General features: G+C 65.2%; 22 protein-coding genes and 1 tRNA gene. 13 read left to right on the forward strand and 10 right to left on the reverse strand.

Going from position 1 to position 25,556, the window contains the following annotated elements; translation table 11 throughout:
* Nucleotides 1–21 precede the first annotated feature (21 nt).
* Entirely contained in the window at nt 22–165 is a 144-nt protein-coding gene (locus tag HHL08_RS02130; protein ID WP_169570814.1) for a hypothetical protein, read from the reverse strand.
* Here HHL08_RS02130 and guaB point away from each other — a divergent pair.
* From guaB to HHL08_RS02150, 4 genes are all read left to right on the forward strand, one after another.
* Nucleotides 164–1,621 carry an IMP dehydrogenase gene (gene guaB / locus HHL08_RS02135; RefSeq protein WP_169570815.1) on the forward strand — a complete coding sequence of 486 codons (1,458 nt, stop codon included), beginning with the start codon at nt 164–166 and terminating at the stop codon, nt 1,619–1,621. The two genes, HHL08_RS02130 and guaB, sit on opposite strands and share 2 nt — an antisense overlap.
* A 150-nt stretch (nt 1,622–1,771) precedes the next feature.
* Entirely contained in the window at nt 1,772–2,947 is a 1,176-nt protein-coding gene (locus HHL08_RS02140; RefSeq protein ID WP_169570816.1) for an RsmB/NOP family class I SAM-dependent RNA methyltransferase, read from the forward strand.
* Nucleotides 2,948–3,039: 92 nt separating this feature from the next.
* Complete coding sequence (locus tag HHL08_RS02145; protein WP_169570817.1) at nt 3,040–3,558, forward strand: tetratricopeptide repeat protein; 519 nt, start codon at nt 3,040–3,042, stop codon at nt 3,556–3,558.
* Nucleotides 3,559–3,658: 100 nt separating this feature from the next.
* The gene (locus HHL08_RS02150; protein ID WP_169570818.1) at nt 3,659–4,810 is read left to right on the forward strand and encodes a ribosomal protein uL16 3-hydroxylase; all 1,152 of its coding nucleotides are present in this window, start codon (nt 3,659–3,661) and stop codon (nt 4,808–4,810) included.
* Between the two features lie 185 nt (nt 4,811–4,995).
* Here the strand turns inward: HHL08_RS02150 and HHL08_RS02160 are convergent, their stop codons facing one another.
* The 5 genes from HHL08_RS02160 to HHL08_RS02180 form a co-directional block, all read right to left on the reverse strand.
* Nucleotides 4,996–5,547 carry a pseudouridine synthase gene (locus HHL08_RS02160; protein ID WP_169570819.1) on the reverse strand — a complete coding sequence of 184 codons (552 nt, stop codon included), beginning with the start codon at nt 5,545–5,547 and terminating at the stop codon, nt 4,996–4,998.
* Between the two features lie 89 nt (nt 5,548–5,636).
* Nucleotides 5,637–6,473, reverse strand: a complete 837-nt coding sequence (gene rsmA / locus HHL08_RS02165) for a 16S rRNA (adenine(1518)-N(6)/adenine(1519)-N(6))-dimethyltransferase RsmA (protein ID WP_169570820.1) — start codon at nt 6,471–6,473, stop codon at nt 5,637–5,639.
* Nucleotides 6,466–7,488: a 4-hydroxythreonine-4-phosphate dehydrogenase PdxA gene (gene pdxA, locus HHL08_RS02170; protein WP_169570821.1), complete on the reverse strand. Its 1,023-nt coding sequence runs from the start codon at nt 7,486–7,488 to the stop codon at nt 6,466–6,468. The genes rsmA and pdxA overlap by 8 nt, the downstream gene beginning before the upstream one ends.
* Complete coding sequence (locus HHL08_RS02175; RefSeq protein ID WP_169571096.1) at nt 7,466–8,851, reverse strand: peptidylprolyl isomerase; 1,386 nt, start codon at nt 8,849–8,851, stop codon at nt 7,466–7,468. The genes pdxA and HHL08_RS02175 overlap by 23 nt, the downstream gene beginning before the upstream one ends.
* Before the next feature lie 85 nt (nt 8,852–8,936).
* Nucleotides 8,937–11,204, reverse strand: a complete 2,268-nt coding sequence (locus HHL08_RS02180) for an LPS-assembly protein LptD (protein WP_408021746.1) — start codon at nt 11,202–11,204, stop codon at nt 8,937–8,939.
* Nucleotides 11,205–11,395: 191 nt separating this feature from the next.
* Here HHL08_RS02180 and HHL08_RS02185 point away from each other — a divergent pair, with 191 nt between their 5' ends.
* The 3 genes from HHL08_RS02185 to ndk all read left to right on the forward strand — a co-directional run bounded on the left by HHL08_RS02185 (nt 11,396) and on the right by ndk (nt 13,853).
* Nucleotides 11,396–12,841, forward strand: coding sequence for a leucyl aminopeptidase (locus HHL08_RS02185; protein ID WP_169570822.1), 1,446 nt, complete (start codon nt 11,396–11,398; stop codon nt 12,839–12,841).
* A gap of 61 nt (nt 12,842–12,902) precedes the next feature.
* The gene (locus tag HHL08_RS02190; RefSeq protein ID WP_169570823.1) at nt 12,903–13,340 is read left to right on the forward strand and encodes a DNA polymerase III subunit chi; all 438 of its coding nucleotides are present in this window, start codon (nt 12,903–12,905) and stop codon (nt 13,338–13,340) included.
* Nucleotides 13,341–13,430: 90 nt separating this feature from the next.
* Entirely contained in the window at nt 13,431–13,853 is a 423-nt protein-coding gene (gene ndk, locus HHL08_RS02195; RefSeq protein WP_169570824.1) for a nucleoside-diphosphate kinase, read from the forward strand.
* A gap of 63 nt (nt 13,854–13,916) precedes the next feature.
* On the opposite strand, the gene HHL08_RS02200 is transcribed toward ndk, so the two are convergent.
* The 4 genes from HHL08_RS02200 to HHL08_RS02215 all read right to left on the reverse strand — a co-directional run bounded on the left by HHL08_RS02200 (nt 13,917) and on the right by HHL08_RS02215 (nt 16,322).
* Complete coding sequence (locus HHL08_RS02200) at nt 13,917–14,762, reverse strand: sulfite exporter TauE/SafE family protein (RefSeq protein ID WP_169570825.1); 846 nt, start codon at nt 14,760–14,762, stop codon at nt 13,917–13,919.
* Nucleotides 14,763–14,875: 113 nt separating this feature from the next.
* Nucleotides 14,876–15,520 (reverse strand): hypothetical protein, encoded by a 645-nt coding sequence (locus tag HHL08_RS02205; protein ID WP_169570826.1) that lies wholly within the window; start codon nt 15,518–15,520, stop codon nt 14,876–14,878.
* Nucleotides 15,521–15,525: 5 nt separating this feature from the next.
* Complete coding sequence (locus HHL08_RS02210) at nt 15,526–16,200, reverse strand: glutathione S-transferase family protein (protein WP_169570827.1); 675 nt, start codon at nt 16,198–16,200, stop codon at nt 15,526–15,528.
* 48 nt (nt 16,201–16,248) lie between these two features.
* Nucleotides 16,249–16,322 (reverse strand) — tRNA-Cys (locus HHL08_RS02215).
* A gap of 204 nt (nt 16,323–16,526) precedes the next feature.
* On the opposite strand from HHL08_RS02215, the gene HHL08_RS02220 reads away from it, so the two are divergent.
* From HHL08_RS02220 to HHL08_RS02245, 6 genes are all read left to right on the forward strand, one after another.
* Entirely contained in the window at nt 16,527–17,159 is a 633-nt protein-coding gene (locus tag HHL08_RS02220; protein ID WP_169570828.1) for a protein-L-isoaspartate O-methyltransferase family protein, read from the forward strand.
* 20 nt (nt 17,160–17,179) lie between these two features.
* Nucleotides 17,180–18,685 (forward strand): TolC family outer membrane protein, encoded by a 1,506-nt coding sequence (locus tag HHL08_RS02225; protein ID WP_169570829.1) that lies wholly within the window; start codon nt 17,180–17,182, stop codon nt 18,683–18,685.
* A gap of 70 nt (nt 18,686–18,755) precedes the next feature.
* Nucleotides 18,756–19,229: a DUF2497 domain-containing protein gene (locus HHL08_RS02230; RefSeq protein WP_169570830.1), complete on the forward strand. Its 474-nt coding sequence runs from the start codon at nt 18,756–18,758 to the stop codon at nt 19,227–19,229.
* A gap of 105 nt (nt 19,230–19,334) precedes the next feature.
* Complete coding sequence (gene add / locus HHL08_RS02235) at nt 19,335–20,465, forward strand: adenosine deaminase (RefSeq protein WP_235954634.1); 1,131 nt, start codon at nt 19,335–19,337, stop codon at nt 20,463–20,465.
* Between the two features lie 126 nt (nt 20,466–20,591).
* Nucleotides 20,592–22,640 (forward strand): alpha/beta hydrolase family protein, encoded by a 2,049-nt coding sequence (locus tag HHL08_RS02240; RefSeq protein WP_169570831.1) that lies wholly within the window; start codon nt 20,592–20,594, stop codon nt 22,638–22,640.
* 43 nt (nt 22,641–22,683) lie between these two features.
* On the forward strand, nt 22,684–25,536 hold the full coding sequence (locus HHL08_RS02245; RefSeq protein WP_169570832.1) for a valine--tRNA ligase: 2,853 nt from the start codon (nt 22,684–22,686) through the stop codon (nt 25,534–25,536).
* The last annotated feature ends 20 nt before the right edge of the window (nt 25,537–25,556 follow it).

The raw sequence follows: 25,556 nt of genomic DNA on the forward strand, positions 1-25,556 counted from the left end.
GCTGCCCCTTGGCGATGCTCATCACACCGCTTCATCGTCCCTTAATAAAATCCCCCAAGGGGTCTGGCCGTCCGCGCCCATAGTGGTTACATGGGCCGCCACAAATCCCCCGGAAGCGCTGTCTTTTTCGGCATCGGTTCCGCAGCAGAAAGTGGCTTTTTCCATGGATATCCGCCTCGGCCTCACCTTCGACGACGTGCTGTTGCAGCCCGGCGAATCCGATGTGCTGCCCAGCCAGGCGGACACGTCCACCTTCGTCACGCGCGAGATCAAGCTGAACATCCCGATCCTGTCGTCCGCCATGGACACGGTGACCGAGGCCGACATGGCGATCGTGATGGCGCAGTTGGGCGGCATCGGCGTGCTGCACCGGAACATGACCGTCGAGGAGCAGGCCGATGCGGTGCGCGCGGTCAAGCGGTTCGAGAGCGGCATGGTGGTCAACCCGATCACCATCCTGCCCACAGCGACGCTGGCCGACGCGCAGATGCTGATGCAGAAGCACAGGATCAGCGGTATCCCGGTCGTGGAGGCGAACGGCAAGCTGGTCGGCATCCTGACCCATCGGGATACGCGCTTTGCTGAGAACCCCAAGCAGCCGGTTAGCGAGCTGATGACCAAGGATAATCTGGCCACGGTCAAGGTCGGCGTGGGGCAGGAAGAGGCGCAGCGCCTGCTGCATCAGCGCCGGATCGAAAAGCTGCTGGTGGTCGATGAGGGCTATCATTGCGTGGGCCTGATCACGGTCAAGGATATCGAAAAGGCGGTCACCTATCCGCAGGCGACCAAGGATGGCACCGGCCGTCTGCGCGTCGCGGCGGCTACGACGGTCGGCGAAAAGGGGCTGGAGCGCAGCCGCGCGCTGATCGACGCGGAGTGCGACCTGATTGTCATCGATACGGCGCATGGGCATAGCAAGCAGGTTTCGGCTGCCGTCGAGGCGGTGAAGAAGCTGTCCAACCATGTGCAGGTGGTCGCGGGCAATGTCGCCACCGCCGAAGCGACCAAGGCACTGATCGGCGCGGGCGCGGATTGCGTGAAGGTGGGCATCGGGCCGGGCTCCATCTGCACCACGCGCGTCGTGGCCGGCGTGGGCGTGCCGCAGTTGACCGCGGTCATGGACTCCGCAGAGGAAGCGGCCAAGCAGGGCGTGCCGGTGATCGCCGATGGCGGGCTGCGCACGTCGGGCGACCTGGCCAAGGCGCTGGCGGCGGGCGCGGGTTGCGTCATGGTGGGTTCGCTGCTGGCCGGCACCGCCGAAGCGCCGGGCGAGACGTTCCTGTACCAGGGCCGCGCCTATAAGAGCTATCGCGGCATGGGCAGCGTCGGCGCGATGGCGCGCGGGTCCGCGGACCGCTATTTCCAGGCCGATATCAAGGACCAGATGAAGCTGGTGCCCGAAGGCATCGAGGGCCAGGTGCCGTTCAAGGGGCCGGCCAAGGATGTGATCCATCAGCTGGTCGGCGGCGTGAAGGCGGCGATGGGCTATACCGGCAGCGCTACGATCAAGGATTTGCAAGAGCGCGCGCGTTTCGTGCAGATCACCAATGCAGGGCTTTCGGAAAGCCATGTCCATGATGTGACGATCACGCGGGAAGCACCCAATTATCCGACGCGGTAAGCCTTTTCTTAATTCCCCTCTCTTTTAAGGGAGGGGTTAGGGTGGGTGCGCCGCGCAGTGGTGCTTCTGCCTGATCGGCGGGGCGCTAGGCTCGCTTCGCTCGCCACCCACCCCCGACCCCTCCCTGGAAGGGAGGGGGGGAAGGATTAGATGACCCCCTCCGCTCGTATCCAGGCCGCGATCGATCTGCTGGACGCCATCATCGCGTCGGCGCGCGATGGCGGGCCGGCGGCCGATACTCTGATCGCGCGCTATTTCAAGGAACGGCGCTATGCGGGTTCGCGGGATCGGCGGGCGGTGCGCGACCATGTCTATGACGCGATCCGCCGCGCGGCGGAGCGGCCGGAAACCGGGCGTGCCGCGATGATCGGCGTGGCGCTGGAGCGGCCGGAGGTCGCTGCGCTGTTCGATGGATCGACTCATGCGCCGTTGCCGATCGAGCCGGGCGAGACGGGGGCTGAGGCTGGCGCGGTGCCGGGCTGGCTGCAACCGTTGCTGGCAGCACCCGTAGAGCAGGATGCGCTGCTGGGCCGCGCGCCGGTGGATCTGCGTGTGAACCGGTTGAAGGCGACGCCCGCAGCGGTCGCGCCCTTGCTGCCCGACGCGGTGCCGATCGCTGGCCTGCCGGACGGCTTGCGCCTGCCCGAAGGCTTTCCGGTCGAACAGCAGGCGGCGTGGAAGGAGGGGCTGGTCGAGGTGCAGGACGCCGGCAGCCAGTGGATCGCGGCGGCCTGCGCCGTGCAGCCGGGCATGACGGTTGTGGACCTGTGCGCCGGGGCGGGCGGCAAGACGCTGGCGCTGGCGGGCGCGATGGCCGGTCGGGGGACGCTGATCGCGGCCGACACGATCCGGTCCCGACTGGCGCGGCTGGAACCGCGCGCGGCGCGGGCGGGGGCGACCTTTATCGAGACGCTGCTGCTGGACCAGAGCCATGAGGGGCGCGGACTGGAGAGCCTGAACGGACAGGTGAACGTGGTGCTGGTCGATGCGCCCTGTTCGGGCACCGGCACCTGGCGGCGCAACCCGGAGGCGCGCTGGCGGCTGACGCCCGCGCGGCTTGACCGGCTGGTCGCGGAACAGGCCCGCATCCTCGATTTCGCGGCGCCCTTGCTGGCACCGGGCGGGGCGCTGGTCTATGCCACCTGCGCGCTGACCGAGCGCGAAGGGCGCGGCCAGATCGACGCCTTTCTGGCGCGGCACGCCGGATGGACGGCCGAACCGATCGAGATTCCCGTTGGCCGGGCGCATGGCGCGGGGCTGCTGCTGACGCCGGGGCATGATGGCAGCGATGGCTTCTTCTTTGCGCGGTTGCGCCGGGGGGCGTGAAACAGGCCATGGACAAGCGCCCGCAAAATCGCGACAGTTGGGGCGTGGGCTATGGGCCGAAATCAGCGCCTGAAACATGGCTGGAGACTATCATGCGTTTTACCCCCGCCTCGATCGCGCTCGCCATCGTCCTGACCACCGTGTCGAGCGTGGGCCTGAGCCAGAAGCCGGACAGCCAGATCAGCCCCCAGTCGGTCGAATGGCAGAAGGCGGGCGAGGCCGCACACAAGGCCGGCAATCTGGAAGGCGCGAACGATGCGCTGGAAAGCGCGCTGGCGATCGATCCGCGTAACCGCGCGGCCTTTGTCGCACTGGCCGAGGTTGCGCGCGCGCAGGGGCTTCAGGGCAAGGCGATCCGCCTCTACAAGGAAGCGCTGCTGCTCGACCCCACAGACGTCGCCGCGCTGGCCGGACAGGGCGAGGCGATGGTCGAAAAGGGCGCACTTGCCCGCGCCAAAGAGGTGCTCGCGCAGGCGCAGGCCTTGTGCAAGGGTGACTGCGCCCCGGTCGGCAAGCTGGCCGCGGCGATCCAGAAGGGGCCGCCCGCCGTCGCGATGACGAGCAAGGATGCGGTGACCGTGCCGAAGGCCGCGCCCACCGAAACCCCCTGAATATGATCGGCGTGCGCCGCACGCTTTGACTTCGTTGGCATCGCACGGCAAGGCCGGTGGGGCGGGCGCATGAGGCGCGCCGCTGAACCGCGGACGGGCCATGCACTTCACAGATTTCGACGTCGACCTGTTCCTGCGCGACTATTGGCAGAAAAAGCCGCTGCTGATCCGCAACCCGTGGGCGGCGTGGATCAATCCGCTGGAACCGGACGAACTGGCGGGCCTGGCCTGCGAGGATGGTGTGGAATCGCGGCTGGTCGGCCAGGGCGACGGGCGCTGGATGGTCGAACATGGGCCGCTGCCCGAAGACCGGTTCGGGGCGATGGGCCGCAGCCCCTGGACGCTGCTGGTGCAGGCCGTGGACATGCATGCGCCGGAAGTCGCCGCGCTGGTCGCGCCGTTCCGCTTCATCCCCAACTGGCGGATCGACGATGTGATGGTCAGTTACGCCACCGATGGCGGCGGCGTCGGCGCGCATTACGACCAGTATGACGTGTTCCTGGTTCAGGGGCTGGGCCGGCGGCGCTGGCAGGTTGGCGGGCGGTGCGACGCCGATACGCCATTGATGCTGCATGAGGATCTGCGCCTGCTCGCCGATTTCCAGCCCGAAGCCGAATGGGTGCTGGAGCCTGGCGACATCCTCTATGTGCCGCCGGGCGTGGCGCATAATGGCGTGGCCGTGGGCGATGATTGCATGACCTATTCGGTCGGTTTCCGCGCGCCGTCGCGCAGCGAACTGGTCGAGCAATTTTGCGCCCATATCGTCGGCGGAATGGAGGATGACGACCGTTATGCCGACCCGGACCTCACGATACAGGACAATCCGGGCGAGATCGGCGCGGCGGCGCTGACCCGTTTGCAGGCGATGGTCGGTGACGCGCTGAACGATCGCACGGCCTTCGCGCGCTGGTTCGGGGCCTATACCAGCGAGCGCAAATATCCCGAACTGGACTTCCGGCCCGACGAGCCGATCGCGGTCGAGGATGTGCAGGCATTGGTGGAGCAGCGCGTCGTCCTGTACCGCAATCCTGCGAGCCGCTTCGCCTTCGTGGCGGCGGGGGAGGGCGCGGTGACGCTGTTCGTCGATGGCGAGAGCTATGATTGCAGCGGCGATGTGGCGGTGCTGGCGAAGCAGATTTGTGCGGCGGAAAGCATCGTGATCGATCCGGCATTGGCTGGCACTGACGCGGCAATGGCGTTGGTGGCGACGCTCTACAATGAGGGCAGCGTCAGCTTCCTGTCCGAGGACTGAGCGATCCGAACGCGGCTGAGCATCTGTGCGCGCAAGCGGCGGTTCGGGTCGCAGGACGCGGCCCTGGCGGCGGCACTGGCAGGCAGCGTGCCGCTGCGCTTCTATCGCTGCGACCGGTGTGGCCAATATCACCTGACCAGCCGGACCAAGGGCAAGCGGGTGTTGCCAGCCCCCGGTATGGACGATCAGCCGACCTGAACCTCACGCCATTCGCCCGGCTGCAACCCGTCTAGCGTCCAGTCGCCGATGCGCCAACGGACGAGGCGCAAGGTGGGGTGTCCGACCGCGGCGGTCATGCGGCGCACCTGCCGGTTGCGGCCTTCGCGGATGGTGAGGCTGATCCAGCTGTCGGGGATCGCCTTGCGCACCCGGATCGGTGGATTGCGGGGCCAGAGGTCTGGCGCGTCGATCCGTTCGACATCGGCCGGGCCGGTAAGGCCGTCCTTCAAATCCACGCCGCGGCGGAGCGTGGCGATCGCGGCGTCGGTAACGTCGCCTTCGACCTGCGCCAGATAGGTTTTTGCGGTCTTATATTTGGGATCGGCGATGCGCGATTGCAGCCGCCCGTCGTCGGTCAGCAGCAGCAAGCCCTCGCTGTCGCGGTCCAGCCGACCGGCGGGATAGACGCCCGGTACGGCGATGCAGTCGGACAGGGTCGCGCGCGCCGTGTCGGTGCCGCGATCGGTGAATTGCGACAGCATGTCATAGGGTTTGTTGAACAGGATCAGGCGGGACATGGGTTTTCCAGACGGTGCTTCGATTCGAGCCTTCGACAGGCTCAGGCTCTACTCAGCACGAACGGATTGGCTGAATAAGGGGTTCGGATTCAACGGCTCAATATCCGCGCGATGGCGACAAATTCATCGACACTGACGGTTTCGGCGCGGCGTTGCGGGTCGATGTCGAGGCTGTCCAACGCTTCGAGCGCGCCGGGCAGGCCTTTGAGGCTCTGGCGCATCATCTTGCGGCGCTGGCCGAAGGCGGCAGCGGTGAGGCGTTCGAGAAATTTGAGCTGCACCCCGTCGGGCGCTGGCTTGGGGGTGATGTGGACGACGGCTGACATCACCTTGGGCGGGGGGGTGAAGGCGCTGCGATGCACCTTCATCGCGATCTTCGCGTCGCTGCGCCATTGGGACAGGACGGCGAGGCGGCCATAATGGTCGGAGCCGGCCTTGGCGACGATACGCTCGGCCACCTCCATCTGGAACATCAGCGTCAGGCTGGACCACCAGGGCAGCGGTTCCCATTCGGCGGACAGCCAGCCGACCAGCAGCGGCGTGCCGACATTATAGGGGAGGTTGGCGATGATATGGGCGCCCGTCCCCGCCTCGGCATGGGCGTCGATGGCCATCGCATCGCCGGAAATGACGCGGAGCTGGCCGGGAAAGGCTTCCTCCAGTTCGGCGAGCGCGGGCAGGCAGCGGCGATCCCGCTCGACCGCGACCAGCCGCGCCCCGGCGCGGAGGATCGCGCGAGTGAGGCCGCCGGGGCCGGGGCCGACTTCGAACGTCGGGGCGTCGGTCAGCGTGCCGGGAATGGCGGCGATCCGGTCCAGCAGTTGTTCGTCGAGCAGGAAATTCTGGCCCAGCGCCTTGCTGGCGGCGAGGCCGTGGCGTGCAATTACCTCTCGTAGAGGCGGCAATGCTGGGCGCGTGTCAGCCATGGGCGATGCGGGCGCGGGCGGCTTCGGCCGCCATCTTGAGCGCAGCCATCATCGCGCCGGGATTGGCGCTGTCGGTGCCGGCTATGCCGAAGGCGGTGCCATGGTCGGGCGATGTGCGCACGATCGGCAGGCCCAGCGTGATGTTGACGCCTTCGTCAAAATACAACGTCTTGATCGGGATCAGCGCCTGATCATGATACATGCAGAGCGCGGCGTCATAGGTTTCGCGGGCGCGCGCATGGAACATGCCGTCGGCGGCGAGCGGGCCGACAATGTCGAGGCCGTCTTCGCGCAGCAACTCGATCGCGGGACGGATTACCTCGATCTCCTCCCGGCCTAGCGCGCCATTTTCGCCGGCATGAGGGTTCAGCCCTGCCACGGCGAGGCGCGGGCGGGCGATGCCGAAATTGCGCTGCAATCCCTTCGCCGTGGTCAGCGCGCGGGCGCGGATCAGGTCGATCGTCAGCGCCGAAGCCACCTGCGCCAGCGGAATATGGATGGTGATCGGCACCACCTTCAAAGACGGACCGGCCAGCATCATCACCGCATTATGGGGCGACACGCCGCAGCGTTCGGCGACAAATTCGGTTTGGCCTGGATGGGTGAAGCCGACGCCGTAAAGCTGTTCCTTGCCCACCGGCGCGGTCACGATCCCGGCGGCGGACCCCTGACGCGCCAGCCCGACCGCGACTTCGAGCGCCTGGAAAGCGGTGCGCGCGCCATCGATGCTGGGGCTGCCCGGCACGATATCACCCGCGTCGGCGACCTGGAGACAGGGCAGAGCGTTGCCGAACGCACCAGCCGCTTCCTCCGGCGCGCCGATGATCGCGATCGGTCCCAGCCATACCGCGCGTAGCGACGCGGCGTCGCCCACCGCGAAGAAGGGCGGCAGGCCGCGCGCTTCGCGCATCACCCAGCTTTTCGCGACGATCTCCGGCCCGATCCCGGCGGGATCGCCGAGCGACACCGCAAAGGGTGCGAGAGGCGCGGCGTCAGTTATATTCGATGACCGCATCACGACGAAGGTCACGCAGGTAGATGCGCGCGCGCTTGTTGACCCGTTCTTCTTCCAACTGCGCCTGAATCTGTTCGGCGTTGGGGGCGTTGGCCGACACCGGATCGTCGCGGCCGCAGACCACCAGGACGCGCACGCCATCGTCGATCGACCCGAAGGGCGGCGTCGATTCGCCCACTTGCAGGTTCATCAAAATGTCCTGCAACTGCGGCGGCAGGTCGCGCACCTTCACATTGTCATTGTCGACCACGTCGGCGCCGATCTTCGACCCGACTTCGTTGGCCTGGCCGCAACCCTTGATCTCCTTGATCGCGGCGGCGAAGCTGGCGGCTCTGGCGCTGGCCTGATCCTTGGTCGTGCCCTTGGGGAAAAGGACCGACAGCTGTTTCAGGCTGAGCAGCGAATCACGCGGATCGGCGGTCAGCACCTTGCGCTTGTCCATCACATAGACGAGCGACACGCCACCGGCGACGTCGATCGGGCCAGCGATCTGGCCGACCTGCATCCCGGTCGCGGCCTGCGCCAGTTCGGGTGGCAACTGCGCGGGACGGACCCAGCCCAGGTCGCCGCCGACCGCGGCGGTCGACGCTTCGGAAAACTGCCGGGCATAAGCGGGGAAGCTGCCACCCTTTTGAATCTGTTCGATGATGTTGCGGGCATTGGCGACGATCTGGTCGTGATTTTCAGGCGTCGCCGACAGATAGATTTCACCGATGCGATATTCGTCCGCGCCCTTGGCGGCATTGAGGCGATCGACCACCGACTTCACTTCGTCTTCCGACACGTTGACGAACGGCTGGATATTGCGCCGTTGCAGGCGGCTCCATGCCAGCTCGCCCTCGATCTGGCGCTTGATGCTGGCGGCGGCGCTACCCTTTTCGCGCAGATAGCCGTCGAACTGGGTCGGCGACTGGCGGAAATTGGCGGCCACGCGCTCATAGCTTTGCTGCACTTCGGCCGGATCGACCTTGATGTCGTTGGCGGCGGCTTCCTGAATCTGGAGCGTTTCGTCGATCAGGTTGCGAAGAACCTGCACGCGCAGCCGCTCCTTTTCCGCTTCCTCCACCTTGCCGCCATTGGCGGTGATGATGAGCGCCAGGCGTTGGTCGATGTCCGTCCCGGTGATGATCCGGCCGTTGACGATGGCCGTCGCCTTGCGAACATTGGGGTCGCTCTTGCCAAAAACGGTGACGTCCTTGGGCAGGTTGAGTTGCTGCGCGCCGACGCCGCCATCGTCATCGACCGTCTGGGCGAGAAGCGGCTGGACGCCGACACTGAGCAGCGCCGAGGACAGGAGCAAGGTGCGAAGGCCCGAGCGGACGCCATGAAACAGGCTGGTGGGCGAGGAAGCGACAGGCAGCATCTTCGGCAAAAATCTCCAATACGAACCGGCGCGTGATGCGCTGGTCCGCCTTAACCAGTCCTGACGGTAGGCGGGAGCCCGTTCCTTATATGCCAATATTGCGGAAAGCTAGCCGTAGCTGGAAGCCATTGCCCTTTCGCGCGTCGCCATTGGCCTGATAGTCGCGGCGCCAGGTGAGGCCGAGGGTGAGGCAGTCATCCTCATAAGCGACGCCGAGGCGGTGACGAACAGGTTCGTAGCCATCCGACGTACTGTTGGGCGCTTCCTTCGCATCGGTCAGGTCGACCACGGTGGAACCGAACACCGACCAGAAGCGCGCGAACTGGATACGGCCGCCCAGGCGCAGTTCCTCGCGATCCTGAAAATCCTCCAGCCCCGACGCGACATCGCGGTTGAGCCGCAGATAGCCGACCATGGCGTAGGTTTTCTTCGTGCCGACGGTCGCGTCGATTTCATTGCGGCGAACCGACAGATTGTCCTTGTCCACGCGATAGCGGTGGGTGAGGGCGAGGAAATCCTTGTAGCGGACGGTGGTGCGGCCGACGATGTCGGACGTGCGGTCGGACAGGCCGGTGCCGTCCGGCAGGATGGCGGGACGATTGTCGATCCGGTAGCTCTGGCCGACATTGGCTTCGAGCAAGAAGTTGGGCAGCGCCAGGCTATATTCCAGGCCATAGGTGATGCGGGTCGAATCCTCGAACCGGTCATAGCCCGCGAAGCGATTGAGCGCGAAGAGGTTGCTGTCCTCCAGGTCGACGGCGCGGGCATCCTCATTGGGTAGCGACAGGTTGGCCAGATGCGGCGCGGCGACGATCTGCACGCGCGGGGCGATACGCTGCACGCCGCCAAAGGCTTCGCCGACGAAGGGCCAGCGCATGTCGACCGCGGCGGCGGCGATGCCGCGCGCCTGCCACCCCGGATCGCCGGCATAGCTGACGACGGAGGTCAAGGCGTTGTCGCTGCTGTGATAGACGTCGCCGCGCAGATAGCCGGTGAAGGTGACTTCCTGCCCCAGGCCGGTCAGCGTGCGCAGATTCCATTCGGCCGCGGCAAAGGCGCGCTGCGTATCCTGACCGCTGGTGCGGGTGATGGCCAGCGTGTTCGCCTGCAACTGGAGCACGCCGCCCAGCAGCGGGTCTTTCAGCCGCAGCCGATAGTCGATGACCGGCAGCGCGATCGGGGTCTGCCCCTGCGAATCGCCCTGGCGCAGGGTTTGCACCGCCCAGCCGCGAATCGAGAAATAGCTGTCATCGCCGATCCGCTGCGCGCCGAGCGTCGAGCGCAGCCGATCGTCGCGGCTGATGTCGTAGCGGCGCAGGAAGGTGCGGTCGGTGGCGAAGCGGAGCGAACCGTCGAGGCTCCATTCGGGCGACAACTGCATCTTGCCGCTGGCGTCGAGATAGCCGCGAATATCCTTTTCGGATTCCGCCGGGGTCGTCCCTACGCTGCTGTCGCTGGTCGCGACGCGGCTGCCATGGGTGATGAAACCGGTGACCTGATAGGCACCGCGATCGTAGAGATGGCGGTAATTGGCCTCCAGCATCGGCAGCGTGTCGGTATAGACATGCGGGGTGACGGTGAGGTCGCGATTGGGGGCCAGCTTGAAATAATAGGGCAGCGCGATTTCGAAGCCGTTATTGCGGTCGTAGCGCAGGTTGGGCACCATCAGGCCGCTGCTACCGCCATCGCCGACCGGGTGCGACAGGCCGGGCAAGGGGATCAGCGGCAGGCCGAACAGTTCGATATTGGCGTTCTTGTACGTCACGCGCTGCCGCACCGGGTCGTAGATCACGCGGATGGCGTTGATCTGCCAGGTGGGTTCCTTGGGACAGCCATGGCTGTCCTCCACCGCGCAGCCGGTATAGGTGGCGCGATTGAGCGTATAGATGCCGTCGGCCCGCGTGCCCTTGACCGACGCCAGGCGGCCGCCCGACTGGAGCACGAGCAGCATATTGTCGACCGCGCCGTCTTTCAGCGTATCGGTGACGTCGATGCGGTCGCCATAGGCGATATTGCCTTCGGGATCGACGATCGAGACATTGCCGATCGCCTCCACCTTGCCGCTGGTGCGGTTCCACACGATCCTGTCGGCGCGCAGCCGGTTGCCGTCGCGCAGCAATTGCACATTGCCGTCGGCGGTCACGACTTCGCTGTTGCTGTCATATTGCAGCGCATCGGCGGCGAAGCCGATCTGGTCTTGATTGTCCGGCATGGGCGCGTCGGGCGCGCTGATCGGAGCGACTGGCTCGTTCAGCTGCTGCGCCAGCGCCGCAGGGGCCAGCAGGAAGACGGGTAGCGTCGCGCCGGCCATCAGGGCATGGCGGACGGAGAAGGGGAACGGAACGGTTTGCAAGCGGTGGGGCCTCATCAACGGGGCGCATATTGCCGTCCCGCCTATCGCACTGATTGCCCGTCCGCAATCGCTCGTCGCGCATCTTTGGCCGGAAATCGGTCGAACGGCTTTGCCAGACGGGGAAAGCCGCACTATCTGACGGATAAGAGCGCGGCTTTGCCCGCCGAAGAGACAAGAGGACAAGAACCCCGATGGATATCCAGTTCAGCCCGACCCGCCCCGATGCCGACACGCTGGTCTTTGCCGTGCCCAAGGGCGGGTTCGACACGCTGCCCCTGTCGGCGGCTCCGACTTTGGCGGCGGGCGCGGCCGCGTCACGCTTCACCGGCGAGGCGGGGACGAGCTTCGAAAGTTTCGTGGATGAAGCTGGCAAGACGCTGCGCGTGCTGTTGCTGGGCATCGGCGCCGGTAGCGAACTGGACGTGGAGAAAGCGGGCGCGGCGCTGACCGCAAAGCTGGCTACCAGCGGCGCGATCCATGCCGCGGTCGAATTTTTCGGCGGCGCGAGCGGCGAGCAGGCGGCGCATCTGGCGTTTGGCGCATTGCTGCGCGGCTGGCGGATCGACACCTATCGAACGCGCCAGCCTGAAAAGGCGAAGCCGACGCTGAAGACGATCACGCTGGTTGCTGCCGGCGCGGATGCGGCATGGGCAAGGCTGGCTGCGGTTGCCGCCGGCATCGCCTTTACCCGTGAACTGGTGTCGGAGCCGGCCAATATTCTTTATCCCGAAAGCTTCGTCGAGCGCTGCCAGCATCTCGCCGAACTGGGCGTGAAGATCACCGTGCTGGACAAGGCAGCGATGGAAGAACTAGGCATGGGCGCGCTGCTGGGCGTGGCGCAGGGTTCGGTGCGTGAGGCGCGGCTGTTGGCGCTGGAATGGGACGGCACCAATGGGGCGGTGGAAAAGCCGGTCGTGTTCGTCGGCAAGGGCGTGACCTTCGACACTGGCGGCATCTCCATCAAGCCAGCGGCCGGCATGGAAGACATGAAGTGGGACATGGGCGGCGCGGGCGCGGTTGCGGGCGCGATCAAGGCGCTGGCCGGGCGCAAGGCGAAGGCGCGGGTCGTGGGTATCTGCGGCCTAGTTGAAAATATGCCCGACGCCAACGCCCAACGCCCCGGCGACATCGTGACGTCGATGTCGGGGCAGACGATCGAAGTGTTGAACACTGACGCCGAGGGGCGGCTGGTGCTGTGCGACGCGATCACCTGGGCGCAGAAGACCTATGCGCCTGAGGTCATGATCGACCTTGCTACGCTGACCGGCGCGATGATCGTTGCGCTAGGCGATCAATATGGCGGCCTGTTCGCCAATGACGACGGCCTGGCGGAAGACCTGACCGCGGCGGGCAAGGCGAGCGGCGACCAGCTGTGGCGCTTCCCGCTGGGAGACGCCTATAACAAGATGATCGACAGCCCGATCGCCGACATGAAGAATATCGGCGGGCGTTATGCCGGTTCGATCACCGCCGCGCAGTTCATCAAGCGGTTCGTGGACGAGGGCGTGAAGTGGGCGCATCTCGACATCGCCGGGATGGTGTGGTCGGACAAGCCGGGCGCGACCTGGGACAAGGGTGCCACCGGCTATGGCGTGCGCCTGATCGACCGGCTGGTCGCGGACAAGTTCGAGCATTGAGCGTAGGGTGTTCCCGCGCAGGCGGGAACATGCCCCACCCCCTATAACCAAGGCTTCGCCCATGCAGGTCGATTTCTATCAGCTTAGCCGCGATCCGGTGGACCAGGTGCTGCCCGCGATCGCGGCGCGCATCCTGGGCCTGGGCGCGCGGCTGCTGGTGGTGGCGCAGGAGCCGGATCGGCTGGAGCGGATTTCGGCGGGGTTGTGGGCCGGGCCGCCCGAAAGTTTCCTGGCGCATGGCTGGGCGGGCGAGGGCGGCGAGGCGGCGCAGCCGATCCTGCTGAGCGAAGCGTGCGAGGCGCTGAACGGCGCGGCGCACATCGCGCTGGCGGACTGTATCTGGCGCGACGAAGCGCTGGAGTTCGAGCGGGCTTTCTACTTCTTCGACGATGATACGGTGGACGGCGCGCGGGCCAGTTGGCGGATATTGTCGAAGCGCGAGGAAACGGTTTCGCGCTATTTCAAGCAGGACGGCCGCAAATGGGTGCAAATGGCCTAATTGGCGGTCAGGGTTAAGCCCCTTGCAGCCTGGCCCGGCCGCGTCTAAAGGCGCGCCCAGCATTTCCACCAATTCGGAGTACCGAGGGCCATGGCCGTCACGCGCACCTTTTCGATCATCAAGCCCGACGCGACCCGTCGCAACCTGACCGGCGCGGTTGCCAAGATGCTGGAGGAAGCAGGGCTTCGCATCGTCGCGTCCAAGCGCATCCGCATGAGCCGCGAGCAGGCCGAAGGCTTTTATGGCGTTCACAAGGAACGGCCTTTCTTCGCCGACTTGGTCGCCTTCATGATTTCCGGTCCGGTCGTCGTCCAGGTGCTGGAAGGCGAAAACGCCGTGCAGCGCAACCGCGACATCATGGGCGCCACCAACCCCGCCAATGCCGACGCCGGCACGATCCGCAAGGAACTGGCCGAATCAATCGAAGCCAATTCGGTCCATGGTTCGGACAGCGAAGAAAATGCCGCGATCGAGATCGCCTATTTCTTCAAGCCGGAAGAAATCGTCGGCTAAAGCCACGATCCTTCCGAGCCGAAAAAGCCCGGTCCTCACACATGAGGGCGGGGCTTTTTCATGTCAGTGCGCTTTCGCCATCACCGGCGCTTCGACCTTCACCGGGGCGGGCGTGCGCGCCTTGACGAAGAGTTGCCAGGAAGAGATGGCCAGCACCGCGGCGAGCAGGGGTTGCAGCACCTTGTCGGGGGCGTGGGACGACAGATAGCTGCCGACGATCACGCCGGGTATCGACCCGATCAGCAGGTTCATCAGCAGCACGAAGTTGACGTCGCCCATCAGCCAGTGGCCGGTCCCGGCGATCAGCGCCAGCGGCACGGCATGGGCGATGTCGGACCCCACGATGCGCGCCATGGGCAGGCGTGGATAAAGGAACAGCAACACCGTCACCCCGATCGCGCCCGCGCCGACCGAGGAGAGTGAAACGGCCGCGCCGATCAACGCGCCGAGCGCGGTGGTGCCGTAGAAGGTGGTGCCCGCCGAGTGGGTCGATCCCAGGTCGCCGCGATGACGGAACAGCCATTTGCGGCCGATCACCGCGACCGACGTCAGCGCCAGCAGCGAGGCGAGCGCAATCAGAATGATATTTTCGGTCGATTGGCCGACATCGCCGATCCAGCCGAGCGCCAGCAGCGTGACGAGCGCGGCCGGCACGCTGCCCGCGGCCATGCGCCGCACGATCGGCCATTCGATCGTGTCGCGCTTCCCATGGACGGCCGATCCGACGATCTTTGTGAGGGCGGCGAACAGCAGGTCGGTGCCCACGGCGGTCTTGGCGCTGACGCCGAACATCAGCACCAGCAGGGGCGTCATCAGCGAGCCGCCGCCCACGCCGGTCACGCCCACCAGCACGCCGACCAGCAGGCCGGCAATGGCATGGAAGATGTCGATCGATCCCATCAGGCTCATGGCGCCCGCTTGTCCTTATTATGGTATGCAACAACCCTGCGCGGGCCTTGCACCCGTTTCATGGCCGCAAGACAAGTGGTTTTGCGGTTTCAGGCGACGAAGCAGGACTTGGGCTATTTGCCGCTAAGGTGCGCCCAGCGAGCGTCGACCCTGGCCTGGGCGCTGTCGGGCTTGAGGGTTTCGACCCGTGACAGGCCGCGCAGCGCCAGGCTGTGCCCGGCGATCCAGCGGCCCGCTATGCCATAGCCGATGTCGTAGAGCGCGACATTCTCATGCGTGTCGCCGCCCACGACGAAGCGGGTGGTGATGGCGACGGGCAGCCGTTCGTCCCCGACGCTGTCGTCGGGCAGCTTCGCCTTGGCCCGCGCCGTCTTGAGCGCGTCGCCGAACCAGTCCGCCTCGATCCGCGGATCGCCGGTGGTGTCTACCGGCCCGATGCCGAGCGCGCGGGGAAAGAGGATGGTCTGGCTCTGGATGACCTGATCGGGGTCGGTGGTCTTGAGCACGATCCGGTCGTCCTTCACCGAAACGGCGTTCAGTACCAGTATGGCGGCGCGGCCGGACGCCTTGCGGCTTTCCGCCGCCTTTTCGGCGCGCTCGTCCTTCTTGTCCGCCCAGTTGAGATAGAGGGTGAGGGCGGAGATGCCGACCGCCAGCACGGCGAGTATCTCGCCCAGCGTGATCCAGCGGCGGCGAATCGCGGCGGCTTCGGCGGCGCGCGCTTCCTTGGGCGTGTCGGTTTCCGGCGTTTCGCTCATGATCGTCAGACCGTCTGCGGCGGAACTTCGAACCGGTCGATCACCCAGTCTTCCGCCTGGGCGCCACCGATCCACTCCTGCATCCAGGGATGGGCGATGACGGCGTGCATATAGGCCTGCGCGAAACGGGCGACGGGCAGTTGATAGGTGATGAAGCGGGTGACGACGGGCGCGAACATCAGGTCCACCGCGCCAAACTCCCCGAACAGGAAATCGCCGTCACCGCCATAGCGGGCGCGGGCCTGTGCCCACAGCTGCATGATACGGGCGATGTCGTGCGCGACAGGGTCGGACGGGGGCACGGCGGGATAGATCTGCCGGATGTTCATGCTGTGCTCGCGGCGCAGCGCAGCAAAGCTGCTGTGCATTTCGGCCGCCATCGACCGGGCCATGGCGCGTGCGGCGGGATCGGTCGGCCAGAACAGGTCGCCATCCGTCTTTTCATTGAGATATTCGACGATGGCCAGGCTGTCCCACACTACGACGTCGTCGCCATCCCACAGGATCGGCACCTTGCCGGAGGAGGGCGCGAACTCGTCGCCCTCGCGCCGTTTCTCCCAAGCTTCGTCATAGAGGGGGACGACCACCTCCTCGAACGGGAGGGCGGACAATTTGCACGCCAGCCAGCCGCGCAGGGACCAGCTCGAATAGGCTTTGTTGCCAATGAACAGCTTCATCATGCCGCCCTCTTAGACGGGAGCGGCGGAACAAGTCGAGAAGGAAGAAGATGGAGGCCCGAGCCGGAATCGAACCGGCGTGCAAGGATTTGCAGTCCTCTGCGTAACCACTCCGCCATCGGGCCTCGACAAGTGGGTGGCCGCAAATGTGCGGCTTTGGATGCAAAGTCAAGCGGGGGATGGGGCGGCGGCGTCAAGATTCTTATCGACCCTCACGCAAAGCCGCTTGGCGCGGGGCGCGCGCTGATTTAGAGGATCCGATGATCCCCTTACTGTATTGCATTGCCAATACAGTTGTGCCAAGCCCCCCGGACAAGCGAGGAACTATCGTGACCGAGCAGAACTATTCTTCGATGCGGGCCGCCATGGTCGAAAGCCAGTTGCGCACCAGCGACGTGGGCGACCAGCGTGTCATCGCCGCGATGGCGAAGGTGCCGCGCGAGGATTTCGTGCCCGCGCAGCGCCGTGCCATGGCCTATATCGACCGTCCCATTCCGTTGGCCGGGGGGCGTTCGCTCAATCCGCCGCTGGTGACGGGGCGGCTGCTCAATGAAGCGCAGGTCGTTCCGGGCGACAAGGTGCTGCTGATCGGCGCGGCGACCGGCTATGCCGCCGCGCTGCTGTCCGAACTGGGCGCGCAGGTGACCGCGGTCGAGGAAGAGGGCGGAGCGGAGATCGCGCTGCCTGGCGTGACGGTCGTGCGCGGCGCGCTTACCGCCGGCGCGGCCGATGGCGCGCCCTATGACCTTTTGTTCATCGACGGTGCGGTGGAGGAAGTCCCCGCGGCGCTCGTTCAGCAGCTTGCCGAGGACGCCCGCGTGGTGACGGGAATCGTCGACAGGGGCGTCACGCGCCTGAGCAGCGGTCGGGTGGTCGGCGGCGTGCTGGGGCTGAGCAGCCTGGTCGATATCGAAATGGTGGTGTTGCCTGGTTTCGGCGCACCCAAGGGATTTGTGTTCTAAAAAATGATGGGCGGGGACAGATGACGGCGCAGCGCACCTTTTATCGGCATCATGCCGCAGCCGCGTTGCTGTTGCTGTCCTCTGCCCTGGCCAACGGCGTCCTGGCTAGCAGCGCGCAGGCCGAGACGTTGCAGAGCGCGCTGGCCAAGGCCTATGCGTCCAACCCGACGCTGACCGGCGCGCGCGCGGGGCAGCGCGCGACCGACGAAAATGTGCCGATCCAGAAAGCGGCGGGCCGGCCCGGCGTGGACGTGTCGGGCAGCTTTTCTGAAAGCATCCTCAAGCCCACGATCAGTTTCACGTCGCCGCAGCGGACCGTGAATGCGCAGGCGCAGCTGAACGTGCCGATCTATTCGGGCGGTTCGGTGCGCAACGGGGTGAAGGCGGCCAAGACGCGCGTGGAGGCTGGGCAGGCCAATTTGCGCGGGACGGAAGCGAGCATTTTTTCGCAGACCGTGGGCGCTTACATGGATGTGATCCGCGACAGCGCGATCGTGTCGCTGAACCAGTCCAATGTGCGTGCGCTGGAGGTCAATCTCCAGGCGACCAACGACCGATTCGAAGTCGGCGACCTGACCCGGACCGACGTGGCCCAGTCGCAGTCGCGGCTGGCGCTGGCCCGGTCCGACTTGCAGATTGCGCAAGCCAATCTGATCACCAGCCGTGAAAATTATATCGCGCTGGTGGGGGACGCCCCCGACGCGCTGGAACCGCCGCCCGCGCTGCCGGGCCTGCCCGCTACGCCGGTCGCCGCGGTGCAGGTCGCGCTGAACGACAATCCGGACATATTGGCGGCCAAGAAGAACCGGATCGCCGCAGGCTATGACGTGAAGGTGGCGCGCGCCGGGCGCCTGCCGACGCTGTCGGGCTTCACGACGGCGGGTTATACCAATTACCTGCATACGCTGGGTGGCACGGCGCAGGATGCGGATGGCAATTCTGTGGAAGGGCCACAGATCAACAAGCAAGCCACCGCTGGCGTCCAGCTGACCATCCCGCTCTATCAGGGTGGTCGTCCGGCCGCGCAGGTCCGCCAAAATCAGGCGCTCGAATCGCAGGCGATCGAGCGCGAGATCGAGGTGGAGCGCAGCGTCATTTCCCAGACGCGCGCCGCCTATGCCAGCTGGCAGGCATCGTTGGAGAGTATCGAATCGAATCGCAAGGCGGTCGAGGCCGCCAATCTGTCGCTGGAAGGCGTGCAGGCGGAAAATTCGGTCGGTAGTCGCACGATCCTCGACATCCTGAACGCCGAACAGGAAGCGTTGAACGCCAAGGTTCAGTTGGTGACGGCGCAGCGCAACGCCTATGTTGCGGGTTTCAGCGTCATCGCGGCCATGGGCCATGCCGAAGCCGACGATCTGGGCCTGGAAGGCGGCACGCTCTATGACCCGATGGTCAATTATGAACGGGTTAAGGGCAAGTGGCTGGATTGGAGCTTCGATCCCAAGCCGACCCCCGTCGCCACGCGGACCGTTGACACGCCCGCGCAAAACGCCAATGTCGAACCCGCTTCGCGGCAGCCTTAACCGCTTGTTAACCCGGCCGGGTAATCTTACGGGTTAAGGATGCGCAATGGATTTTGGACGGGGACTATCCATGGGTGACATGACCAAGGAACCCTCGATGGAAGAGATACTCTCGTCCATCAAGCGGATCATCGCCGAAGAGGGCGAAGAAGCGGTGCAGGCCGCCCCGCGTCGCACGCGCGCCGAGGCGAAGGCCGTTGCAGCGCCCGTGCCCGTTACGGTCGAAGAGATACTGGAACTGACCGACGAGGTCGCGGAGGAGATTGTCATGCCTGCTCCCAAAGCTGCCGCAGCCGCGCCCGTGAGCGCGAGCGTGCCCGGTGACGACTCGATCCTGTCGGTCGAAAGCGAAGTGGCCGCACGCCACTCGCTCTCGGCCCTGTCCTCCATGCTGGTCGCGCCCAAGGATGGGCAGGACAATACGCTCGATGGCCTTGTCCGCTCGATGCTCAAGCCGATGCTGAAGGACTGGCTGGACCAACGCCTGCCTGGGCTGGTCGAAGAGATGGTCGCCAAGGAAATCGCGCGCATCGCTGGCCGCTAAACCAGGCCCGCTCCCTTTTTTGCGACGGCCCGTCCCATATTCCATGATGGACAGGCGCACCCCGATCCCCGGATAGAAGGCCGGGTTTCAAGGGGGTGATGATCGATGTTCAGCAGGCGCGCGATAGTCCATGGCCTGCTGGGCGCCCCGTTGGCCGCCTGGATCAATGCAGCGCCGGTCTGGGCGGCATCGGACGACGGCGCTTCGGCCGACATGGCCCGCTTCATCGCGGCGATGCCCAAGGCGGAATATCATGTCCATCTGGAAGGCACGCTGGAAGCGGAGATGAAGTTCGCGCTGGCGCAGCGCAAAGGGCTGGACCTGCCCTTCGCCGATGTCGCCGCGATGAAGGCCAGCTATCTTTATCATGATCTGCCCAGCTTCCTGGCCATCTATTATGACGGCATGAAGGTGCTGCGCACCGAGCAGGATTTCTATGATCTGGCCTATGCTTATCTGGCCAAGGCGGCGTCGCAGAACATTCTCTACGCCGAAATCTTCTTCGACCCGCAGGAGCATTTGAAGCGCGGCGTGCCGATGGCCGCGGTGATCGGCGGCATTACCCGCGCGCGGGCGGCGGCCGCCGCGCAACTGGGGATCGGGTCGCAGCTCATCCTCTGCTTCGTGCGCGACCTGTCGGCAGAGTCGGCCATGGCGGCGCTGGACGCGGCGCTGCCGTTTCGCGATCAACTGGTCGCGGTCGGGCTGGATTCGGACGAGAAGGATCATCCGCCGGTCAAATTCGCCGCCCATTTCGCCAAGGCGCGCGCCGCGGGGCTGAAGGTCACGGCGCATTGCGACCTCAATCAGAAGGACATTATCGAGCATCTGCGTCAGGCGATCGTGGACCTGCGCGTCGACCGGATCGACCATGGCGGCAATATATTGGAGTCGCCGACGCTGATCGCCGCGGCGAAGGCGCGCAATTTCTATTTCACCGTCTGCCCGACATTTTCCGGCACCGTGCGCGGCGATGCGCCGCCGGTCGACGTGGTGCGCGGGATGATCGACGCGGGCCTGAACATCACCATCAATTCCGACGATCCGGCCTATATGGGCAGCGAATATCTCAATGAAGTGCTGGTCAAGGCGCAGGCGCACAGCGCGCTGACCAAGGCGGAACTGGTGCGGTTGCAGCGCAACGCCTTTAACGCCGGATGGATGGACGAGGGGCTGCGCGCCGCCTGCCATGCCAAGCTGGACGCCTTCGCCAAGGCGGAGCGTATCGTGGCCTGATCCCGCCGCGACGCGCGCCCTTGTCGGCATCGCCGTGCGGGTTTAGGCCATAGCCATCATCCGCATCGCCCGCCGCCCCATCCGGCCGTGAACGGGGCAGGGCGATCGACTTGGAAAGCCTGTTGCATGAAGACTATCCTTACCGCTGCGCTGGCCGCTACTGCGCTGGGCGCATGCCCCATGCCGGCCCTCGCCCGGCCCTTTACGCCCGCCGATATGGTTTCGCTGGACCGCATAGCCGCCCCGGCCGTGTCGCCGGATGGGAAATGGCTGGCCTATCAGTTGCGCAGCACCGACCTGGCGGCGAACAAGGGGCGGATCGACCTCTATCTGCTGGACATTGGCAAGGCCGGGCAGGTCCCGAAGCTGATCGCATCCAAGCCCGACAAGAATGAAGCGTCGCCGGTCTTTTCGCCGGACGGATCGGCGCTCTATTTCCAGTCTAACGCTAGCGGCGACGACCAATTGTGGCGCGTGGCGCTGAGCGGTGGCGATCCGGTGCAGATCAGCAAGGTGCCGGGCGGCATTTCGGGCTTTCTGCTCGGCCCCGACGGCAGCCAGGTGGCGCTCTGGGCCGATCGGCCGGTCGGCGCAAAGACGATCGACGATGTGAAAGGCGAGGTGCCCAAGGAGGCCGGCAGCGGCCGCGTCTATGAGCAACTGTTCGTGCGCCATTGGGACACATGGGCGGACGGCCAGCGGTCGCAAATCTTCGTGATGCCGGTCACGGGCGGTCCGGCGATGTCGGTGATGGGGGCGCTTGTAGGCGATAGCCCGTCCAAGCCCTTTGGCGGGGCCGAGGAAATCAACTGGAGCAAGGACGGCAAGACGCTGTTCTTCGCGCTGCGCGAGGCGGGACGAATCGAGCCGTTGTCGACCAATCTCGACATTTTCGCAGTACCGGCGGACGGCAGCGCTGCGCCCGTCAACCTGACCGACGCCAATGACGCGACCGATACGCTGCCGACCGTGTCTCCGGACGGCAAATGGCTGGCCTATGTCGCGATGCAGCGGCCGGGCTATGAAGCCGACCGTCAGGTGCTGATGCTGCGCAACATCGCTACCGGCGCGACGAGAGCGCTGACCGAGGGCTGGGACCGGTCGGTCGCGTCGATCGCCTGGGAGGCGAACGGCAAGGGGCTGCTGGTCACCGCCAATGACGTGCTGGATAACCCGGTGTTCCGGGTCGATGCGGCGTCGGGGAAGGTGGCGCGCCTCACGCAGAAAGGCCATGCGGGTAGCGTCGTGCCGTTGCCCAAGGGCGGTTTCGTCTATGCGCTGGACAGCATCCAGTCGCCTGCGGATTTCTGGAAGATGCCGGCAAAGGGGAAGCCGGTGCGCCTGACCAGCGTCAATGCGAGCAAGCTGGCGGGCGTCGATGACGTGTCGGTCGAGCGCTTCAGCTTCAAGGGCGCCAATGGCGACACCGTCTGGGGCCAGATCGTCAAGCCGCTAAACCCATCTGCCAGCGGCACGGTGAACAAGCTGCCGGTCGCCTTCCTGGTCCATGGCGGGCCGCAGGGCAGCTTTAACGATAGCTGGTCCTATCGCTGGAATCCCAAGGCGTTCGCCGCCCATGGCTATGCGGCGGTGATCGTCGATTTCCATGGCAGCACAGGCTATGGCCAGGCCTTCACCGATGCCATCAACAAGGATTGGGGCGGCAAGCCGCTGGAAGACCTGAAGCTGGGTCTGGCGGCGGCCGCGGCGAGGGATGGCGCGATCGATGCCGGCAATGCCTGCGCGCTGGGCGCCAGCTATGGCGGCTATATGATGAACTGGATCGAGGGCAAATGGGCTGATGGCTTCAAGTGCATCGTTCAGCATGACGGCGTGTTCGACGCGCGCGCCATGGCCTATGAAACCGAGGAATTATGGTTCGACGAATGGGAGCATGGCGGCCCCCATTATGAGAAGTCGGAAGAGTATGAGAAATGGAACCCGGTCAATCATGTGACGGCGTGGAAGACGCCGATGCTGGTGGTGACGAGCGAGAAGGATTTCCGCATCCCTTATACGCAGGGGCTGGCCGCCTTCACCGCGCTCCAGCGGCGCGACATTCCATCGAAGCTGCTGGTGTTTCCAGACGAGAATCACTGGGTCTTGAAGCCGAAAAACTCCCTGCAATGGTATGGTGAGGCGCTTGGCTGGCTCGACAAGTGGACGGGGAAGTAAAAGCGCTGGAACCAGATGGGAAGGCGCTCTAAAGCGCCTTCCCATGACCGAATTGCCGAAAACCTTCGACCCCGCCGATATCGAATCCCGCTGGTACGAGCATTGGGAGAGCAATGGCCTGTTCCGCCCCGAACGGCCGGACGCGACGCCCTTTACGATCGTCAACCCGCCGCCCAACGTGACGGGTAGCCTGCATATCGGCCATGCGCTCGACAATACGTTGCAGGATATCGTGATCCGGTATGAGCGGCTGCGCGGCAAGGATGCCTTGTGGGTGGTCGGCACCGATCATGCGGGCATCGCCACGCAGATGGTGGTCGAGCGGCAACTCAACGCCAAGCAGCAGAAGCGCACCGATTTCACCCGCGAGGAATTTGTCGCGAAGGTGTGGGAATGGAAGGCGGAGAGCGGCGGGACCATCACTGGCCAGCTGCGGCGGCTGGGCTGTTCGATGGACTGGGCGAACGAGCGCTTCACCATGGACGAGGGTTTCTCCAAAGCGGTCGTCAAGACCTTTGTGGAGTTGCACAAGCGCGGCCTGCTCTATCGCGACAAGCGGCTGGTGAATTGGGACCCGCATTTCCGCTCCGCTATTTCGGACCTGGAGGTCGAGACGGTCGAGACGAAGGGCGGCTTCTGGCGCTTCCGCTATCCATTGGCGGATGGCGTAACGCTGGCCGATGGCAGCGACCATATCGTCGTCGCCACGACACGACCGGAAACGATGCTGGCCGATATGGCGGTGGCCGTGCATCCCGATGACGAGCGGTACAAGGACGTCATCGGCAAGGAGATTCTCCAGCCTATCACTGGCCGGCGTTTCAAGATCGTGCCCGACGAACATGCCGATCCGGCACTGGGTTCGGGTGCGGTCAAGATCACGCCGGGGCATGATTTCAACGATTTCGACGTGGGCAAGCGGGCGGGCTTCAAGGCCGGCGACATGCTCAACATGTTCGACGCCGACGCCAATGTCGTCCAGACCGCCGATGGTCTGATCCCCGATCGCTTCCTGGGGCTGCACCGTTTCAAGCGCGATGGCGTGGATGGCGCGCGCGAGGCTGTGGTCGCAGAGATGAAGGCATTGGGCCTGCTGGTCCCGAACATCACGAAGGACAAGGAAGGCGAGCCGGTCGAAGCCGATTTTGAGCCGCGCACGATCCAGACGCCGTTCGGCGATCGATCCAACGTGGTGATCGAACCCTGGCTGACCGATCAATGGTATGTCGACGCGGAAAAGCTGGCGGTCGCGCCGATGCGGGCGGTGCGCGACGGCGCGATCGAGATCGTGCCCAAGACTTGGGAAAAGACCTTCTTCAACTGGATGGAGAATATCCAGCCTTGGTGCGTGTCCCGCCAGCTGTGGTGGGGGCATCAGATTCCGGCATGGTTTGGCTCGCCCGCCGAGTGGTTTGATTTTTCTAAGCCGATGCACGAGCGGGCTTATGATCCTACAGCAGCATTGCCTAGCTTCGTGGCGGAAAGCGAAGAAGAGGCTATCCGCAAGGCGGAGCAATTTTATCGCGAGAACGGGAACCTTGAGGGTAAGAACTTTTCTGTAGCTGTTGCTGATGATGCAGGGATCAATGTTGATGGCGCTAACGTCGTAGCGACTATTCGCCGCGATCCCGACGTCCTCGACACATGGTTTTCCTCAGCCCTCTGGCCGTTCGGTACGCTGGGCTGGCCGGAGCAGAGCGAAAAGCTGTCGCGCCATTATCCCAACGACCTGCTGATTTCCGGCTTCGACATCCTGTTCTTCTGGGACGCCCGCATGGCGATGCAGGGCATGGAGTTCATGGGCGATGTACCATGGAAGAAACTCTATCTCCACGGCCTGGTCCGCGCGGCGGATGGGCAGAAAATGTCCAAGTCCAAGGGCAATGTGGTCGATCCGCTGGGCCTGATCGACAAGTTCGGTGCGGACGCGCTGCGCTTCTTCATGGCGGCGATGGAGAGCCAGGGCCGCGACGTAAAGATGGATGAGAAGCGGGTCGAGGGCTATCGCAACTTCGCGACGAAACTGTGGAATGCGGCCCGCTTCCTCCAGTCCAATGGCGTCGCCGCATCGACCAGCCATGAAGCGCCCGCCGCGGCGCTGCCGGTCAACCGCTGGATCATCGCGGAGACGGTGGCGACCGTGCAGACGATCGACACGGCGCTTGCCGACCTGCGCTTCGATGCGGCCGCCAACGCCATCTATCATTTTGTCTGGGACCAGTTTTGCGACTGGTATATCGAACTCACCAAAGGCGCGATGGACGATGAGACGCGCGCCGTCGCGGGATGGGCGTTCGACCAGATATTGGTGATGCTGCATCCGTTCATGCCGTTCATAACCGAAGAGTTATGGCATTTGACGGGCGACCGGGCGAACGCCCTGATCGTCGCGCAATGGCCGCAGGCGCTGGCGGCGGTCGATAGCGAGGCGCAGGCGGAAATCGATTGGCTGATCCGGCTGGTAAGTGCGATGCGGACGGCGCGGACCGAACTCAACGTGCCGCCGGGCGCGAAACTGCCGGTGATCGTGCGCGATGCATCCGAAGAAACGCATCGCCGACTCGACCGTCAGGGCGTGGCGCTGGCGCGGCTCGGCCGGGTCGAAAGCCTGACCTTTGGCGAACCGCCCGCTGGCGGCGCGGCGCAGATCGTGGTGGATGAGGCGACCTTCATCCTGCCTTTGGAAGGCGTGATCGACATCGCGGCGGAAAAGACCCGCCTGGCCAAGGCGCTGGCCGCGGCGGAGAAGGAGCGGGATGGTCTGGGCGGTCGCCTGTCCAACCCCAGCTTCGTCGAGAAGGCCAAGCCCGAAGCGGTCGCCAAGGCGCGTGAAGACCATGCCGAAAAGACCGCCGAGGCGGAACGGTTGAAGGCGGCATTGGACCGGCTGGGATAAGTCGATAGATGTGGTCCCGC

Source organism: Sphingobium psychrophilum (assembly GCF_012927105.1).
In the GTDB taxonomy this organism is placed as follows: Bacteria; Pseudomonadota; Alphaproteobacteria; order Sphingomonadales; family Sphingomonadaceae; genus Sphingobium; species Sphingobium psychrophilum.

Excerpts from the sequence above, each read along its gene's own strand:
- rsmA (WP_169570820.1), bottom strand. The coding sequence starts at position 6,473 with ATGGCTGACACGCGCCCAGCATTGCCGCCTCTACGAGAGGTAATTGCA.
- pdxA (WP_169570821.1), bottom strand. The coding sequence starts at position 7,488 with ATGCGGTCATCGAATATAACTGACGCCGCGCCTCTCGCACCCTTTGCG.
- add (WP_235954634.1), top strand. The coding sequence starts at position 19,335 with ATGTTCAGCAGGCGCGCGATAGTCCATGGCCTGCTGGGCGCCCCGTTG.
- HHL08_RS02205 (WP_169570826.1), bottom strand. The coding sequence starts at position 15,520 with ATGAGCGAAACGCCGGAAACCGACACGCCCAAGGAAGCGCGCGCCGCC.
- HHL08_RS02160 (WP_169570819.1), bottom strand. The coding sequence starts at position 5,547 with ATGTCCCGCCTGATCCTGTTCAACAAACCCTATGACATGCTGTCGCAA.
- HHL08_RS02200 (WP_169570825.1), bottom strand. The coding sequence starts at position 14,762 with ATGAGCCTGATGGGATCGATCGACATCTTCCATGCCATTGCCGGCCTG.
- HHL08_RS02130 (WP_169570814.1), bottom strand. The coding sequence starts at position 165 with ATGGAAAAAGCCACTTTCTGCTGCGGAACCGATGCCGAAAAAGACAGC.
- HHL08_RS02190 (WP_169570823.1), top strand. The coding sequence starts at position 12,903 with ATGCAGGTCGATTTCTATCAGCTTAGCCGCGATCCGGTGGACCAGGTG.
- ndk (WP_169570824.1), top strand. The coding sequence starts at position 13,431 with ATGGCCGTCACGCGCACCTTTTCGATCATCAAGCCCGACGCGACCCGT.
- HHL08_RS02140 (WP_169570816.1), top strand. The coding sequence starts at position 1,772 with ATGACCCCCTCCGCTCGTATCCAGGCCGCGATCGATCTGCTGGACGCC.
- HHL08_RS02230 (WP_169570830.1), top strand. The coding sequence starts at position 18,756 with ATGGGTGACATGACCAAGGAACCCTCGATGGAAGAGATACTCTCGTCC.
- HHL08_RS02175 (WP_169571096.1), bottom strand. The coding sequence starts at position 8,851 with ATGCTGCCTGTCGCTTCCTCGCCCACCAGCCTGTTTCATGGCGTCCGC.
- HHL08_RS02240 (WP_169570831.1), top strand. The coding sequence starts at position 20,592 with ATGAAGACTATCCTTACCGCTGCGCTGGCCGCTACTGCGCTGGGCGCA.
- HHL08_RS02185 (WP_169570822.1), top strand. The coding sequence starts at position 11,396 with ATGGATATCCAGTTCAGCCCGACCCGCCCCGATGCCGACACGCTGGTC.
- HHL08_RS02245 (WP_169570832.1), top strand. The coding sequence starts at position 22,684 with ATGACCGAATTGCCGAAAACCTTCGACCCCGCCGATATCGAATCCCGC.
- HHL08_RS02210 (WP_169570827.1), bottom strand. The coding sequence starts at position 16,200 with ATGATGAAGCTGTTCATTGGCAACAAAGCCTATTCGAGCTGGTCCCTG.
- HHL08_RS02145 (WP_169570817.1), top strand. The coding sequence starts at position 3,040 with ATGCGTTTTACCCCCGCCTCGATCGCGCTCGCCATCGTCCTGACCACC.
- HHL08_RS02150 (WP_169570818.1), top strand. The coding sequence starts at position 3,659 with ATGCACTTCACAGATTTCGACGTCGACCTGTTCCTGCGCGACTATTGG.
- guaB (WP_169570815.1), top strand. The coding sequence starts at position 164 with ATGGATATCCGCCTCGGCCTCACCTTCGACGACGTGCTGTTGCAGCCC.
- HHL08_RS02225 (WP_169570829.1), top strand. The coding sequence starts at position 17,180 with ATGACGGCGCAGCGCACCTTTTATCGGCATCATGCCGCAGCCGCGTTG.